Genomic DNA, 16,773 nt, shown 5'->3' with positions numbered 1-16,773 from the left:
ACCTTATAACTCGCCTTCTTCCTCTTTATGCTTGTCGATAGCATTTTTAACATTGTCGGTGAGGTTGGCATCCATCACAAAGATATCTAGCACTTTCTCATCTTTTAGCAGAGTATAACGCTTGCCAGTCGCACTATCTTGCGCCTTTAAATCGTAATCTGCACCCGCTAAGGTAATTGAGTCAAAAACCGGCGTCAGCAAGTCTATTTGCGCTTGTCTATCAATGGTGTCAAACAGCGTCGGATCCATATAAGGCTTTAGTGGTTCGTTACCTTCTTCAGCACTGCCAAAAGCTTCAATCGGATCATCATTTTTATCCATCTCATTATTCCTTATTTAGCATTTTAGTTATGATTTTATCTATTCGTTAAGTTTGCTAGATACAGTCTGTTTTTTTCGTCGTTTTTATAGTCAGTAACTTTTATAAAAAAGCTAACCGTATCATGCTGCTGCTCAGTAACAGCAATTCTACAGTTTATTGAAAAAAAGTATTAAAAATGACGGCTTTAGTAATCTTCCCAATGTCCATTACGGAGCAGGAGCTGACGGTCAGCAAGGGCTGCCAAACTGCGGTCATGCGTCACCATCAATAGCGCCGTTTGCATGGTGCTTTGGAGCTCGGATAACAGCCCAAACACGCTTTGCGCGTTGTCATAATCCAAATTACCAGTCGGCTCATCGGCCAAAATAAGTGATGGTTTGGTCACAAGCGCGCGAGCAATCGCCACACGTTGACGCTCACCGCCTGATAGTTCACCGGGCCTGTGGGCCAAACGATGCTCCAAACCAACACTTTTTAAAATATCTATCGCTTGTTGACGTGCCTCGGTCGTCGATACTTTTGGGCGCATCAGTAGCGGCATAGCAACGTTTTCAACCGCGGTAAATTCGGCTAACAAATGGTGAAACTGATAAATAAACCCCAAGTGTTTATTACGCATCGCCCCGCGCTCGGTCTCATTCATACTATTTAATAGCTGCCCGTGTAGCCAAACCTCCCCGCTACTTGGGGTATCCAGTCCGCCAAGCAAATGCAGCAAGGTACTTTTCCCCGAACCACTGGTACCAACAATCGCAATGCGCTCACCAGCATTGACGGTCAAATCTAGACCGGTCAATACTTGCGTGCTCACCGCCCCTTCATCATAAATTTTATTAATATTGGTCGCTTTTAAAATTTCAGACATGGTACTTCCTTTGTTTTATTTATCATGGCATTGACGATTGACGATTGACGCCTGTAGACTACTCGTAACGCAGCGTTTGTGCAGGCTGAATTTTAGCTGCTCGGCGTGCTGGATAAATGGTCGCCAAGAAGCTCAGTATAAATGACGCACTAGTAATCAGCACCACATCGGTCAAACGCAGCTGCGATGGCAGATAATTTACAAAGTAAGCATCAAACAGATTTAGGCCAAAGGTTTGATTGATAAAGCCCAAAATATCACTAACGGTCAGGGCAAAGATAACACCAAGTATGGTGCCCGCAATCGTACCAATAAAGCCAATCACGATGCCCTGTACCATAAATACATGGGTAATCAATCGCGGTGAAGCACCAAAGGTTTTTAAGATAGCAATGTCTGCTTTTTTGTCGGTGACTAGCATCACCAAACTTGAAACAATATTGAAAGCGGCAACGAGGATAATTAAAAACAGCAGCAAGCCAACCATGGCTTTTTCCATTTGAATGGCCCCAAATAGATTACCGTGTGTTTGCGTCCAATCGCTAGGATAAAGCTTGTCAGGCGCAATAGCAGCCGCTTTTTGGGCCGCCATCGGTGCGTTAAAGATATCGTCAAGCTTCATACGAATACCCTGCGCACCCTCTGGTAGACGCAGTAATTTTGCCGCATCGCCCATCGGAATAAACGCCATCAAACTGTCCACTTCGGGACTGATAGTAAAAATACCCGTCAAGGTAAAACGCTTAAAGCGCGGTATCACCCCTGCTGGCGATGGCGACGCTTCTGGCAGCACCAAAGTCACTTTATCGCCTAAGCGCAGCCCCAAAGATTGCACCATCTCTTCACCAAGGACAATACTAAATTCGCCGTTTTGCAGCGTATCAATACTGCCTTCTACCATGTGCTCGTTAATGATAGAGACGTTTTTCTCGTACTCAGGATCAACGCCGGTGACCATAATCCCAGCCACCTGACCGTTGGAGGTCAGCATACCTTGCAGCTGAATAAAGGGGGCGACCGCAGCAACTTCGGGATCTTCTTTGATCTTATCGGCCACCTCTTTCCAATCACCGATAATCTCGGTTGAAATAACGGTCGCTTGTGGCACCATGCCCAAAATACGAGTCTTTAGCTCGCGATCAAAACCATTCATGACCGATAGCACCGTAATCAGTACCGCCACGCCAAGCGTCAGACCAATCATTGAAATCAGCGATATAAAGGAGATAAAACCATTACTACGCTCTGCTCGGGTGTACCGTAAGCCGATAAATAACGCTAAAGGACGAAACATATTCAAACTCTTTATCTTATCTACGTGCGACTTTATGTATGTTATAAAACCCAATGCAACAACTGCCTCATAGCATGACACTGATAAAAGCAGTTGGCGCAAAAACATATCAATCGAACACAAAAACAGGGGTTATGAGCAGCAAAATACCGCTGTCAAAAGGGAGCTAGTTTGACACAATTTGACTTATATGTGCCAGTCATTAGCGCAAACTGCCGGTATTTTTTAATAAAAACTCAACTTTTTATATTATTTTTCGCGAGGGGCTTGCTATTAGTTGCGTCTATACCTATATATTGTATGCTAAGGACAATTGTCATTAACCCCTCATTGTTGTTTGTTGCCTCTTTACTGACGACATTGCTGGTTATCATAAACCAATCCGCTCATATATTGGATAATGGTCAGCAATCACAGTTTTAGACCCAAACTTCATGGCTGACTTAAGTTTGAGTATATTCATGACCATTAATTATCAATATAAAAACATCCAATCACCCACCAAAATCACCTTAACTGACGAGCAATCTGCCGGTCACGCCGATCATTGGCGTATTTTGACCGATGACATGAGTCAAGACGTGCCAGAATGGCTACAAAAGATGATTGAAAAAGCGGCGATGCCAAAAGGGCTTAACAGCAATGTCAGCGCCAAAGACAGCTGTTTATTGCTATCTGAAGACCAACCTTGTCATATCAATCAAGTGCTGGCGATGAAAGATGGCAAGCCTGAATGCTTTATTAATGCTTACCCTTGTGTCGATAGCCCTTATGGGCTGACCTGCAAAATCGAACGCATGATTGTCAATGACAACACCCACGATGCCGTCTTACGCTTACGCACCACTGATGGCAGTATTATTTATGCTTTCGACCAGTTGTATACTGCAAATCGCCATTTATATCAGCAAGATACCGCTTATTATGTGAACTTTAGTGCGTGGGCGCATGAGATTAAGCTGAGCGAACAAGACGAAGTGATTATGGTCGAAGACCAAGAAGCCATTCGCTACCATCGCGCTTTTAACGATATCGTCGCTGCCAATGATGGAAAAATGCCTGACGATTTACAAGAGCAAATCAAAGCATGGCAGCCTGAAACCAAAGAGCAAATGGCACCCGTCGAGATTAATCTTGGCCATATGTGTGCGTATTTATTCGGTGATACCTTAGGCCAAGAAGACGAAGCATGGTGTCAAGGTCAGGTACTTGGTAAGCAAGAAACACTATTTAATGGTCAGACCATTATCTTATTTGATGTAGTGGTACTGCGCGAGCAAGATGCTGACCCGTTTGTCATTCGTATTGGCGCGCCTAAAATCGAAACCACCGCTGCTATCCAAGTGCATGCCTATGTACAGGCCAATATTTGGCTACAAGCGGCAATTTATAAAGAAAATCAAAAATCGCAAGCAAGTGCTCAACAATCAAAAGCCAGTTAATTTAGAAATTACCTTACTGTTAAATTCTCCGACGAAAAAGCCCTTAATGTGAATTAAGGGCTTTTTTATGCTAAATGTTATTGATATAAAGATGAAAAACAGACCATTAAGCCATCGTGGTCATTGATTTGATATTACTGTACAGCTCTTTTTGCTCAGCACTAGGACGCGCCGTTTGTACCGCCATTAATTGTGACATATCACCTTCGACACGGATTTTACCTGCCATAAAGGCACCCATGATTTCATTGGTATCAAAGTTGGTTATGATAGATTGCAGCAAGCTACGATCCAATAATAAGGTTGTGGTTGCCTTATCATTCAAACCGCGATGCAATAAACCGTCAGCAAAACTGGCTTCAATATCTTGCTCAGCATCCGTAACTTTTAGATTGACTACCATGTTGGCAAGCGCTGGTGGTAAATTTAACTCACCGGCTTCTTGACCCATTTTCTCAACTTGCTCAAACCATTCGTCTGTCAAAAAAACTGCCATATTATTATCCTTAATACCTATTATTTATGAGGGTATTTATGCAGATAGGCTTGCGCCATCATACACCCAAGCTTAGCTACTATTTAAATGGTTAAAATATTCGTTAACATCAGTACAAAAGCATTTTGTTAACGATAATACAAGGCGTCATTATAAGGTGCGTTTCGATCATAAGTAAAACCTATTTATAGCGCAAATGCTGCAATTGTTACAAAACCAACGCTTAATTGTATTTTTTAGACAAAAAGCAGTATCTTTTTTCACCCCTAGAATAGTAGGGAAATTGGGTATAAAATAGGGTCATAACGCTGCAGAATTATATCGCTCACAACTATTTTTACCAAAGAGTTTGTATTTTGGCGCATAGTTCTGATGATATTTGATTAGGTTTGCGTTACAATACCCTTAAACAGAGTCGGGAGTTTTAACTAAACATTACGTAACATGGTTTTTGTCAGCCGCCGCTAGCATACATTGATGGTGTATAAGTTTTTTATCACCAGTTGAATATCAGTATCTATCTTCGTTCATACTGGCTTTTTAGCAGTAATAATTAAGATACATACTCAGCCTCAATAGATGTTTGATGCTCAAGGAAGGCACATTGTCTTATCAAATCTAACCATTTATTATTTATAAATCATCCTTCTATCGTCTAACTGTGAGCGCAGTGCGTTTATATCGCCGCCCTCAACTCAGCAGTAACCGCTGAACATTAGCGTAGGGTTGATTTAATAGCAAACTAGGTAACGATAATAAGATTTGGCAAAAACAACATGTACCGCAACCATAATCTGCTTATAATTTTTTATAATATAGAGGCCGCGGAGAGTTAGTTAATTCTGTTGATAATTCGGGCTGTAAAGGAATCATCCAATGAGTTTACAAAACACAGCAGTCGCCCCAGTTGACCGTGAGTATGAAATCACTGTCGTAAGATTCTTTACGATAATGGCCGTGATATGGGGCATCGTCGGCATGAGTATTGGTGTGTTCATTGCTTCACAGTTAGCATGGCCAGCACTAAACTTTGACATTCCATGGCTGACATTCAGTCGTCTAAGACCGCTACACACTAACGCGGTTATCTTTGCATTCGGTGGCTCTGCCCTGTTCGCAACCTCTTATTATGTGGTGCAGCGTACCTGTAAGACGAGACTATTTGCTCCTTATTTAGCTTGGTTCACCTTTTGGGGTTGGCAAGCGGTTATCGTCGCAGCGGTGATTACCCTTCCTTTAGGTCTGACATCGACCAAGGAATACGCTGAGCTTGAGTGGCCAATCGATATCTTGATTGCTTTGGTATGGGTTTCTTATGCCATCGTGTTCTTCGGTACGCTCATCAAACGTAGAACCTCACACATTTATGTGGCCAACTGGTTCTTTGGCGCATTTATTATTACGATTGCTCTTTTGCATATCGTAAACAGTATGGCAATCCCTGTTAGTGCGTTTAAATCTTATTCACTATTTGGCGGTGCGACCGATGCGATGGTGCAGTGGTGGTACGGGCATAATGCGGTAGGCTTTTACTTAACGGCAGCTTTCCTTGGAATGATGTATTACTTTGTTCCAGTACAGATTGGTCGTCCTATCTATTCTTACCGTTTGTCTATCGTTCACTTTTGGGCATTGATTGCTTCATACATGTGGGCTGGTGGTCACCATTTGCATTATTCAGCGCTTCCAGATTGGACGCAGTCTCTAGCCATGGTGTTCTCAATCATCCTATTTGCGCCATCTTGGGGTGGTATGATTAACGGTGTACTAACGCTATCAGGCAGTTGGGATAAACTGCGTACCGATCCGATCATTCGCTTTATGATTGTGGCATTATCGTTCTACGCCATGTCAACGTTTGAAGGTCCGATGATGTCTATTAAGACCGTTAACGCATTATCGCATAACACGGACTGGACAGTCGGTCACGTACACTCAGGTGCGCTTGGCTGGGTTGGTATGATTACCATTGGTTCGCTATATGTACTATTACCACGTATCTATAACAAGCCAAAAATGTACTCTATTAGCTTAATCACGACGCATTTCTGGTTAGCAACAGCGGGTACTATTTTCTATATCGTTTCTATGTGGATTTCAGGTATTGGCCAAGGCATGATGTGGCTTGCAACCAATCCAGATGGTACGTTGGTATATAGCTTCGTTGATACCGTTGAGTTCTCACATTTCCCATATATTGGTCGTGCTTTTGGTGGCCTATTGTATGTATCGGGTATGGTTGTTATGGCCTATAACGTTTATAAAACACTTAAAATGCCAGAAGGTAAGCCTGTTGATATCGCAGATCCTACTGATCATGAACCTAGTGTTGAAAAACCTTCGGCAGCTAACGTATAAGGAGCGATCATGTCTGGTACACCGCATGAAATTATTGAAAAAAATACAGGCTTATTGGTTATCTTTATCGTTATCGCAATCAGCTTTGCAACGCTCGTTGAAATTGTACCGCTGATTTATGATAACAAGGGTCCTGAGGAAGGTGGGGTAAACGCTCCTCTTCCCTCTATGGAGCCGTGGACCGCGCTCGAATTTGAAGGTCGTGATATTTATATTCGTGAAGGTTGTCACGTTTGTCATACGCAAATGGTGCGTCCATTACGTGCAGAAGTTGAGCGTTATGGACCCTACTCGCGTGCTGCTGAATCTACGTGGGATCACCCATTCTTATGGGGCTCCAAACGTACTGGTCCCGACTTGGCACGTGTTGGTGGACGCTATTCTGAAGATTGGCAAAAACAACATCTTATCGATCCACGTTCATTAGTACCTGAATCTGTAATGCCTGGTTTCCCTTGGCTTGCAACCAATGAAGTAAATGGTACCAATGTGCAAACTAAAATGCGTCTATTCCGTGATCAGTTTGGTGTGCCTTACACTGAAGAAGATATCGAAGGAGCGCCAGATGCGGTACTTGGCGCCACTGAGCTTGATGCTCTGGTTGCCTACTTACAGCAATTGGGTACCGCGATGGAAGGACAGCGCTAATGGGTATTGGTGAATTACAAACAATTGCGACCGTTTCTGCTTTTATTGCCTTCGTAGGCGTTGCATGGTGGGCGTATTCGCCAAAAAACAAAAAACGCTTCGAAGAAGATGCACAACTTGCGCTTGATGACAAAGATAAAGAAGCTTTGGCTGAAGAGCAGCGCAATAAGGATAAACGATGACATTTTTTTGGAGTTCTTGGATCACCATACTAAGTATTATGTGTTGGGCGGGTATCCTCGGTGTCTTACTAATGGTGTTGAAATACAAGCCAGAAGTAGAAGAAGACGGTACGACTGGGCACACTTACGATGGCATTCAAGAATACGATAAGCCACTGCCTAAATGGTGGTTAGTGATATTTTTTGGCTCGATTATTTGGGCTGTTGCCTACTGGATATTTTTCCCTGCTATCTTTCCATCGAAATGGGAAGGTATCACGACCGTAGAAGTAGATGGCGAAACTGTGCCATGGACCTCGCATAACGAGTTAGCGAGTGAGCTTGAAAGTAATAACAAGGTTTTTACCGATAACTTTGAGCAAAACATCTTGGCTAAAGCAGATGCTAGCGGTGCGACTAAAACGCTAGCAACGCTATCTGAAATGCAAGCAACCATGCGTCGCAGTGAAACACCACCTGCGAATCTGCAAACTGAGATTGATGAAAAAATCGCTGAGCTTGCACCGTATGTTGAAAAGCTTGCTGAAAACCCCAACGCGTTAAAAGTTGGTAGTCGCTTGTTCTTACAGAACTGTGCCGTCTGTCATGGCTCTAATGCTAAAGGTGCTCTAGGCTATCCTAACTTAACCGATGGTGATTGGTTATATGGCGGCGAAGCTTCGCATATCTTGACGACGCTACATAACGGTCGTATCGGTGGTATGGCAGCTTGGCGTGACCAACTTGGTGAAGATGGTGTGCGTGCCGCGGCCGAATATGTCTTGTCAATCTCTGGTAACCAGCCAGGTTACGAGCTTGACCAAGCCAAAGTTGCTCAAGGTAAAGCCATCTTCCATGAGCCTACCAACTGTGTACTTTGTCATGGTGAAGATGCCAAAGGTATGATCTCTACTGGTGCGCCAAACTTGACCGATAATATCTGGTTGTATGGCGGCGATCGTGAAAGTATCCGCGATACCATCCGTTATGGTCGTGCTGGTGTGATGCCAGAATGGGAAACCAAACTGGGTAATGAGCGCATTATGCTGCTTGCTGCGTATGTTTATTCTCTTTCTGATAGAACAACTCAGCCTGCCAAAGCGCAGCCTGTTTCTGCCGCTGCACCAAAAGCAGCAACTCCTGAAGCGGCAGTCGCAAACTAAGCATATTTAGTCAGTCGTATACCATAAATAAGTGATATTTGACAAAGGGAGAACTGTTATTGCAGTTCTCCCTTTTTACGTATTTATCAGCTTTATGTCTTATTAATAAATTCTGCTTATTATTAGATACTAGAAGCAAACTGCTGATAATTTTATTAAAGATAATAATCTCTTATGCTTTATCACCGCTGATTTTTAAGTTTTATTATGACCGACACTTATAAGCTGTTTGTCTATCAATAATTGGCAGATAACTATTGCTTTTTAACATTCTCACCCCATTTATAGTAGGGAAACTGCTAAAATAGCAATCCATTAGAAACACTATAGAATCATCTATTTAAGCATATTCTATATCCATTATTTACAATCGCTCATTTGGTAGCAAGCTTGGATACTTTTTTTGGTATGGCTCTTGCTACTTACTGACATTGATAACATCGCACATCCATATACCTCGCTGTTAAAGGTATTTGTTCATCATGCCAGCAGACTGATTCTTTTTTTAAAGAGGCACGTTTATGTCAGCACAACCATCCAATAAAATTCCTGTCGTTGAGGTGGATCTTAACGCCAATAAAAAACGCGTTCATCCTAGATTTATCACCGGGTTTTACCAAAATATCCGTGTGATTAGCATGTACGCATTATTGGCGTTATTTTTGATTTTGCCGTGGATTCGCTATAACGGTAGGCAAGCTATCTGGTTTGATGTGCCGTCGCAGCATTATTATATTTTTGGTATGACCTTTTTGACCCAAGACTTTTACTTTCTAGCGGTTTTTGCTCTTATTGCGGCTTTTGCACTATTTATGGTGACGGTATATGCAGGAAGGGTTTGGTGTGGTTATGCTTGCCCGCAAACCATCTGGACGCATATGTTCCAGTATGTGGAAAAAATAGTCATCGGCGATCGTAACAAACGCATCAAGTTTGATAAAGAACCTATGAATGCTAAAAAAGTCTTCAAGCGTTTTTTGATCTACTTTATCTGGTTTGTATTTTCGATGATTACGGCGATGACATTCGTCAGTTATGTTTCTGGTACAGAGGCGCTGTATCAAAACTGGCAGATGATAGGGTTTATCCCCTTCCCTGATTGGTCAACATGGATATGGGTATCGATATTTATTTTCGCTTTTTCAACTTATGTCAATGCAGGCTACATGCGCGAGCAGATGTGTATTCAAATCTGTCCGTACGGCCGTTTCCAAAGCGTGATGTTTGATAAAGATACATTAATTGTTTCTTATGATTATGAGCGCGGTGAACCTCGCGGCGCCCGTAAAAAAGGCACCCACCCTGAAAACCTAGGCGACTGTATTGATTGTACGATGTGCGTGCAAGTATGCCCAACGGGTATCGATATTCGTGATGGGTTGCAGGTTGCCTGTATTCAGTGTGCCGCCTGTGTCGATGCTTGTAATGAGGTGATGGACAAGGTTGGTTACCCACGTGGACTGATTCGTTATACCACAGAGCGTCAATTGGTCGAAAAAGAGCCAAGCCGTGTACTGCGCCCGCGCTTTTTTGCTTATTTAACTTTGCTGGCGGTACTTTGTGGCGGTGTGGTATATGCATTGACTGACCGCGTACCGTTAGAGATTGATATTCGCCGTGACCGCAATCAGTTGTCGTCACTCAATCAGCAAGGCATGATTGAAAACAGTTATATCGTCAAATTGACCAACAAAACCCAAAGTGCGCATACTTATAAAATAAGCCTTGAACCACAAGAAGGCTTGAGCTTAGGTGTACGCTTTAATGATGTGCCGTTAGAAGCAGGCGAAAGCTTTGATATGCCTGTCAGTATCTATGGCGACCCTAAGGTGATTGAGTTTGGTCAAACGCCGATTACTTTGACGGTGACCAGTGAAGATGGTAAATATAATGTAAGCAAACAAAATATCTTTACCACGCAAGGTCAGTAATTATTGAGTATGTAGTTAGTTTTATGTATTCATCCGCTCGTTAGTGGTGCTTGGTCAAAGGCTAATCGTCACTGACTTGCGGTTGAAGCATTTATCATTAAACTGGCTGTACTGAGCCGTCAGTTTATTTTTTGATAGCGTTTATAATAAGCTGACGAACCGCACTTTATAAACGAATATCTGATTAATAGGTATGTTATGTCTAGTCCAGCACCGAACTTTAAGCATCAAGACAGTCAGCCATGGTATAAAAACTATATGGTGGTTATCTTTGTCATTGGCATGCCCGCCTTTGTGGTCATTGCTTGTATTTGGTTTGTTTATTACTCTTATCAAATCCGTGATAGCGTGGTACGCGACGATTGGTATATGGATGGCAAAACCCTATATCATGACGTTTCACGCGACAAGCTGACCTATGATTTAGATTTACATGGCAAGATGCAGTTTGCCGATAATGGCGATGTCGTGTTTTATCTCAACTATCCTGAGCAGAGCTTGCAGTCAGGTAAGTTATTGAACGGTGAGCCGTTGACCTATCCTGATGCGTTAGAGTTGTCTATCTCGCATGCCACCGACATTAAAAAAGACCGTGATGCGGTACTCAAGCACCAAGCAGGTAACAAGTACACGGCAAAAGTCGATCTGGATGACGTAAAAGGCAAATATTATTTGCAAGTCAGTTATGATGGAAAGAATGATTGGCGCATGCAGGATGTGGCAAAATTACCACGCTCAGAGGTGAGCTTTAATCCTTTACCTGTTTTTGCCAAAAGTTAATTGTTAACGTTAAATAAATACTAGAAAACCAGCCATTAATGAATAATGCGCTGGTTTTTTTTGACGTTAATGTTATAAAAATTACTGTCTATATGATTTAAATCACCGGATTAATAGTAGGGATTTTTTGCGTGTTGCGATTATTTTTTGTAGTATTATCCGCTGTTTCCGCTTGCTGGTTAGGGTCCTGATGACTGGCAAACTTCGAATTAAAGACTTGGGTTTTGGGTGCTATAGGCAAACCAATCGCAGCCAAACTATCCCTCTGCCCTGCTTGGATATTATCGCCTTCAAATAAGCGCTCATTGTTATCGCGCTCTATGCTTAAGGTTTCAAAGTCAAACAACTCACGATCGGCTAATTGTGACGGTGCAACGTTTTGCATGGCTTTAAAAATAGACGCCAAACGCTGCGGGTGAGCGTCGTCCCATTCACGGAGCATGTCATTGATAATTGCGCGTTGCAGATTGGTTTGGCTACCGCATAGATTACACGGAATAATCGGAAATTCTTTTAAACGCGCGTATTCAATGATGTCTTTTTCTTCAACATAAGCAAGCGGACGAATCAGCAAGTTTTGTTTATCATCGCTTAGCAGTTTTGGTGGCATGGATTTCAGCGCGCCGCCGTGGAATAAGTTTAAAAAGAAAGTCGCGAGCATATCATCGCGGTGATGGCCAAGAGCGATTTTGGTGGCACCGATTTGTTTGGCAAAACCATATAGCGAACCGCGACGCAGGCGTGAGCAGGCCGAGCAATACGTTTTACCTTCTGGCACTACGCTTTTGACAATACTATACGTGTCTTTTTCTAAAATATAATGGGCGATACCTTGCTCATTCAAATAAGCGGGCAAAATATCTTCTGGATAACCGGGCTGCTTTTGATCAAGATTTACCGCGACGATATCAAAGCTAATCGGGGCAATGCGTTTGAGCAGCAATAAGATATCGAGCAACGTATAGCTGTCTTTGCCGCCTGAGACGCAAACCATGACTACATCGCCATCTTCAATCATATTAAAATCGCGAATCGCCCATGATACTTGGCGGCGTAGCTTTTTTTGTAGCTTGCGAAATTCTGCCGTTTCAGTCGGTAAAATTTGCGTAGAGGATGTTTGCTCAGCGGTATTATTACTTATAGCCGCGCCAGCAATGTCGTCATACCTCATACTATCAGTATCTTCAGCATAACTATCCCAGCCAGTATCGGTAGCACTGGTTTTCGAAGAGGCTTCATCAAACTGAGAAGGAATTTTAGGCGTAAACAAGGTCTCGACGGTCATAAGGTACTCAATATCTTTACAAAGCTGATTTTACTACAAAGCAATTAGCAATATTTTTCAGCAGTTGGGCTTTAAAAGCAGCGATTATAACAAATTTTGCTAACAGATTGAAAAGTCGCACAAAATTAATGGCTTTTTAAGCCTATTGTTATTTCAGTTTAATCGCAATGAACCCTACCTTCAAAGTTATGTAATAATGCCACCTTTATTAAAATAACCCATTCTCAAAACTCAAATTTTTCAAATTTCTGAAACCAATGATAGACAATATTATGACTTACGTAACTGCGCCAACCTCCTCTCCTAGTCTCAAAGATAATGCTGATTTAGCAGCACTGCATAAAAGCCAAAATGCCGTCGTGCTGCTATCAGGCGGGCTTGATTCCATGACGTGTTTGTACTGGGCAAAGGCACGTTATGCGTCTGTGACGGCGGTTAGTTTTAACTATGGTCAACGACATAATAGTGAGCTTGTCGCTGCCAAAGCCATCGCTGAGACGGCAAACGTTAACCATCGCATCATTGATATCGATATCGCTCAGCTTGGTGGCTCATCACTCACCGACCACAGTATGGTCGTCCCTGATGGCGATACCGATAAATTCCCGAGTAACAATCGCGATGTCGATAACGCCGATAATAATGCCATTCCAAACACTTATGTGCCGGCACGTAACACCATCTTTTTATCTTATGCCTTGGCTGTCGCCGAAGTCACCGATGCCAATCATATCGTCATCGGTGTCAGCTCGGTCGATTATTCCGGCTACCCTGATTGCCGCCCAGAATATATCGCTGCATTCGAACATCTGGCAAACCTTGCGACCAAAGCTGGAGTCAACGGTCACCAATTATCAATTCAAACACCGCTGCAGCATTTAAGCAAAGCCAAAACCATTGAGCTTGGTTTAGCGCTCCGGGTCGATTATAGGCAGACAATTTCTTGTTATCAAGCAGATGCCCACGGCCTTGCTTGCGGTGTTTGCGACAGCTGCGTCCTGCGTCGGCAAGGATTTGTCCAAGCTGGGGTTGCTGATCCTACCCGTTATCAGTCTAAAGGGTTTTCATAAACCTTTGAAAATGTTCTGTTAATTATATAAAAATGTCCTTATTATTGTCTTAGTGCAACGGCTCATTAAACATTTGCGCAACATTTGCTTGCATTAACACAGCACGCTACCGTTGTATTTTAAGCAATTTACTTGTTATGGTATGGGCGACTATGTCAGTCACAAGCGATACCTACTGCCGGTTTACTAAAACATAATGAGTGATATAAATAAAAAAGGCTTTTACAGTTCCCGATATATAGTTACTGATATAGAGCTATTTATATGAGTCATCAAACCTGTGACCACATAACACTACCAAGATTTTATATAAAAATCTGAGAAATTGACGCGACCCGTAGAGGATGTTTATGAAGTTTTTGCCCGTATTACCCCTAGCCCTTGCTGCTCTATTTGCATTACCACAAGCAAATGCGGCCGACATAAAACAGGATAATATCAACACTTGTGTCAATGGCGCGGTAAAATATAAAGTCGCTGACAAAAATACAGCGACCAAGTTATGCAAATGTACCATCGGTGTGCGCAGTAATATGACCATCGGTCAGATGTGGGAAATCGAAAGCTACGCGCGAGACAAAAAAGACCCATCAGGTCTACCTTACGTGAAAAAAATGCAAAAAGACTTGCAACAGTGCACCGTTGGCTTGGACTTAAAACAGCCACAAAAACCTGCTTAAGCCACTTAAAAAATATTTGCTACAGAATACAAAAGACTGGTTATTGCCAGTCTTTTTTGTTGCGAATGAATAAGTGAAATGTAAAACTGAGGATTTATTTCTGCTAATCTGCCTATAATAAGACCACCTACCATAATATACGCATAATCGAAACTAATAAGGATTTTATAATGGCTAAGCCGACCACCGAGAACCTTGCCCTGCCCGATTTTCCAGTCACAATCGTGCGCGAGCTAAACGGCAACTTTATTCATGACGACATCAGCCTAAAAGAGCTGGTTGCCAATACCGATAAAGGGCTTATCTTATATTTTTATCCAAAAAACAATACCCCAGGCTGCACCACGCAAGCGACAGAATTTACTACTCGTATCAATGAGTTTGATGAATTGGGCTACGATATCATCGGTGTCTCGCGCGATAGCGTTGAGTCTCACGAAAAATTCATTGCTAAATACAATCTGCATATTCCCCTTATTAGCGATAGTGATGAAAAATTGTGCCAATACTTTGATGTAATTAAAGAAAAAAATATGTATGGCAAAGTCAGCTTAGGTCTTGTACGCTCAGCCTTTGTATTTGATAAAAATGGCACACTTACCCATGCGCAGCGCAATCTACGTGCAGCCGGCTATACCGAACGTTTACTTGCCACGCTTGCGCTTTAAGATTTTTATGGTTGTTTGCCAATTTTCTTTGTTTACCTCTATCGACTACGATAAAACCTTTTTCATTTGAGAGTAATATGAATCAACAGACTGACAGCACTGCCGATAATAACACTGATAGAAAAGCGACGCGCAAGGTATCGGTGGCGGTCATCGGCGCCGGTACCGCCGGTCAAAACGCCTTTCGCCAAGCCAGAAAACTAAAAGACGACGTCCTCATTATTAATGACGGCTATTGGTCAACGACTTGTATTGCCGTCGGCTGTATGCCGAGTAAACTTCTCATCGCTGCTGCCGATCGCGCCCATGATACCAACCATTCTGGCGAGTTTGGTATTCATGCTACTGCTCAAATAGATGGCAAACAAGTGATGGAGCGGGTTCGCGCCGAACGCAATCACTTTGCCAATTATGTGCAACAGCAAGTGGAAAGCTGGCCTGCTGAGACAAAAATAGCGGGTCGCGCTTACATCAATCAACAAGGTCTTATTGAGGTCAATGATGAACTCATTGAAGCCGATAAGATTATTGTGGCAACTGGTAGCACGCCTTTTGTCCCCGATAATTGGGCTGATAAACTTGGTGAGACCTTACTGACTTCCGACACCGTCTTTGAGCTGGCTGATTTGCCAAAGTCTCTCGCTGTCGTCGGCGCAGGTGCCATCGGCTTAGAACTTGCCCAAGCCTTTAAACGTTTAGGCGTCGAGGTGACACTTTTTAATCGTGACAAACGCGTCGCCGGTTTAAAAGATGAGGATATCAGTAATAAAGCCATTGATTGCTTAAGTCGTGAGCTGACCATGCATTTGGGTAGCAAGATTAACGACGTCGGTCAGCAAGCAGCTAGTAACGATGGTGCAGCTGCTTTTATAGACTACGAAGACAGCGCTGGTAAAACGAGGCAGTGGCAGGGCGAGTATGTACTGGTCGCTACGGGTCGACGCAATAATATCGCAGCCTTAGGCGTTGAAAACTTGGGCGTTGAGCTTGATGACAAAAATCGTCCAAAGCAGCTCGATAAAAAAACAGGTAAAATTGGTGATCTAGAAGTCTATATTGTTGGTGATGCCAATGCCAACCTACCTTTATTGCATGTCGCGAGCGATGAAGGCTTTAGTGCTGGTAGTCTGGTCTGTAACAATAATAGCGATGCTTATATTCGCCCAACTGCCACGCCGTTTTCTATCGTATTTTGTTCGCCACAAATCGTCAACGTCGGTATGTCGCTACCTGAAATACAAGCAAATCCAGAGCTTGAATACGTGATTGGTAAAGTCAGCTTTGATAATCAAGGTCGTAGCCGTGTGATGGGTGTCAATTGTGGCTTACTGCACATTTATGGTTGCAAAAAGACAGATAGAATCTTGGGTGCAAGTATGATTGCGCCTGATGCGGAATATATTGGTCATATATTGGCAATGGCGATTACCAACGATATGAGTATCAAACACATGCTCGATACGCCTTTTTATCATCCGACGATACTAGAAGGTCTGCGTACGGCGTTACGTGATGTGCAGCGTATGATGAAAATTCCTTATCAGTATCACGATACTCAAGAAGGCACTTTCTAATAAGAAGGCACTTTCTAATCGGCCGATAAATCTATT

General features: G+C 42.8%; 16 protein-coding genes. 11 read left to right on the top strand and 5 right to left on the bottom strand.

Translation table 11 applies throughout. The features are described 5' to 3' along the window. Nucleotides 1-3 precede the first annotated feature (3 nt). From B2866_RS01540 to B2866_RS01530, 3 genes are all read right to left on the bottom strand, one after another. Nucleotides 4-321 carry a hypothetical protein gene (locus tag B2866_RS01540; protein ID WP_191690622.1) on the bottom strand — a complete coding sequence of 106 codons (318 nt, stop codon included), beginning with the start codon at nt 319-321 and terminating at the stop codon, nt 4-6. 185 nt (nt 322-506) lie between these two features. Continuing rightward, complete coding sequence (gene lolD, locus B2866_RS01535) at nt 507-1,187, bottom strand: lipoprotein-releasing ABC transporter ATP-binding protein LolD (protein WP_068408142.1); 681 nt, start codon at nt 1,185-1,187, stop codon at nt 507-509. A gap of 58 nt (nt 1,188-1,245) precedes the next feature. Then, nucleotides 1,246-2,481: a lipoprotein-releasing ABC transporter permease subunit gene (locus B2866_RS01530; RefSeq protein ID WP_068408140.1), complete on the bottom strand. Its 1,236-nt coding sequence runs from the start codon at nt 2,479-2,481 to the stop codon at nt 1,246-1,248. Between the two features lie 461 nt (nt 2,482-2,942). Between B2866_RS01530 and B2866_RS01525 the strand changes: the two genes are divergently transcribed. Beyond that, nucleotides 2,943-3,923 carry a hypothetical protein gene (locus tag B2866_RS01525; protein ID WP_296189914.1) on the top strand — a complete coding sequence of 327 codons (981 nt, stop codon included), beginning with the start codon at nt 2,943-2,945 and terminating at the stop codon, nt 3,921-3,923. A 106-nt stretch (nt 3,924-4,029) separates the two neighbouring features. Here B2866_RS01525 and B2866_RS01520 read toward each other — a convergent pair whose 3' ends face one another. Next, complete coding sequence (locus tag B2866_RS01520) at nt 4,030-4,419, bottom strand: SCP2 sterol-binding domain-containing protein (protein WP_296189911.1); 390 nt, start codon at nt 4,417-4,419, stop codon at nt 4,030-4,032. An 876-nt stretch (nt 4,420-5,295) separates the two neighbouring features. Here B2866_RS01520 and ccoN point away from each other — a divergent pair. The 6 genes from ccoN to B2866_RS01490 all read left to right on the top strand — a co-directional run bounded on the left by ccoN (nt 5,296) and on the right by B2866_RS01490 (nt 11,460). Continuing rightward, complete coding sequence (ccoN, locus tag B2866_RS01515) at nt 5,296-6,777, top strand: cytochrome-c oxidase, cbb3-type subunit I (RefSeq protein ID WP_296189909.1); 1,482 nt, start codon at nt 5,296-5,298, stop codon at nt 6,775-6,777. Nucleotides 6,778-6,786: 9 nt separating this feature from the next. After that, nucleotides 6,787-7,425 (top strand): cytochrome-c oxidase, cbb3-type subunit II, encoded by a 639-nt coding sequence (gene ccoO, locus B2866_RS01510; RefSeq protein ID WP_296189907.1) that lies wholly within the window; start codon nt 6,787-6,789, stop codon nt 7,423-7,425. Then, nucleotides 7,425-7,607: a CcoQ/FixQ family Cbb3-type cytochrome c oxidase assembly chaperone gene (locus tag B2866_RS01505; protein ID WP_068408133.1), complete on the top strand. Its 183-nt coding sequence runs from the start codon at nt 7,425-7,427 to the stop codon at nt 7,605-7,607. The genes ccoO and B2866_RS01505 overlap by 1 nt, the downstream gene beginning before the upstream one ends. Next, complete coding sequence (ccoP, locus tag B2866_RS01500; protein ID WP_296189904.1) at nt 7,604-8,749, top strand: cytochrome-c oxidase, cbb3-type subunit III; 1,146 nt, start codon at nt 7,604-7,606, stop codon at nt 8,747-8,749. The genes B2866_RS01505 and ccoP overlap by 4 nt, the downstream gene beginning before the upstream one ends. Nucleotides 8,750-9,270: 521 nt before the next feature. Then, on the top strand, nt 9,271-10,680 hold the full coding sequence (gene ccoG, locus B2866_RS01495; protein ID WP_296189902.1) for a cytochrome c oxidase accessory protein CcoG: 1,410 nt from the start codon (nt 9,271-9,273) through the stop codon (nt 10,678-10,680). A gap of 198 nt (nt 10,681-10,878) precedes the next feature. Then, nucleotides 10,879-11,460 carry a FixH family protein gene (locus B2866_RS01490; protein ID WP_296189899.1) on the top strand — a complete coding sequence of 194 codons (582 nt, stop codon included), beginning with the start codon at nt 10,879-10,881 and terminating at the stop codon, nt 11,458-11,460. A gap of 97 nt (nt 11,461-11,557) precedes the next feature. Here the strand turns inward: B2866_RS01490 and ttcA are convergent, their stop codons facing one another. Beyond that, the gene (gene ttcA / locus B2866_RS01485) at nt 11,558-12,745 is read right to left on the bottom strand and encodes a tRNA 2-thiocytidine(32) synthetase TtcA (RefSeq protein WP_296189897.1); all 1,188 of its coding nucleotides are present in this window, start codon (nt 12,743-12,745) and stop codon (nt 11,558-11,560) included. 335 nt (nt 12,746-13,080) lie between these two features. Here ttcA and queC point away from each other — a divergent pair, with 335 nt between their 5' ends. The 4 genes from queC (at nt 13,081) to B2866_RS01465 (ending at nt 16,737) form a co-directional block, all read left to right on the top strand. After that, nucleotides 13,081-13,815, top strand: coding sequence for a 7-cyano-7-deazaguanine synthase QueC (gene queC / locus B2866_RS01480; protein ID WP_296190001.1), 735 nt, complete (start codon nt 13,081-13,083; stop codon nt 13,813-13,815). 350 nt (nt 13,816-14,165) lie between these two features. Beyond that, the gene (locus B2866_RS01475; RefSeq protein WP_296189895.1) at nt 14,166-14,495 is read left to right on the top strand and encodes a hypothetical protein; all 330 of its coding nucleotides are present in this window, start codon (nt 14,166-14,168) and stop codon (nt 14,493-14,495) included. 170 nt (nt 14,496-14,665) lie between these two features. Then, nucleotides 14,666-15,163 (top strand): peroxiredoxin, encoded by a 498-nt coding sequence (locus B2866_RS01470; protein WP_296189891.1) that lies wholly within the window; start codon nt 14,666-14,668, stop codon nt 15,161-15,163. 77 nt (nt 15,164-15,240) lie between these two features. Further along, nucleotides 15,241-16,737, top strand: a complete 1,497-nt coding sequence (locus B2866_RS01465) for a dihydrolipoyl dehydrogenase (RefSeq protein WP_296189888.1) — start codon at nt 15,241-15,243, stop codon at nt 16,735-16,737. Nucleotides 16,738-16,773 lie beyond the last annotated feature (36 nt).

The sequence above is a fragment of the Psychrobacter sp. UBA3483 genome (assembly GCF_002377905.1).
Classification (GTDB): Bacteria; Pseudomonadota; Gammaproteobacteria; order Pseudomonadales; family Moraxellaceae; genus Psychrobacter.
The sequence above is the reverse complement of the archived record's forward strand: the minus strand, read 5'-3'. Positions and strand labels throughout refer to the sequence as shown.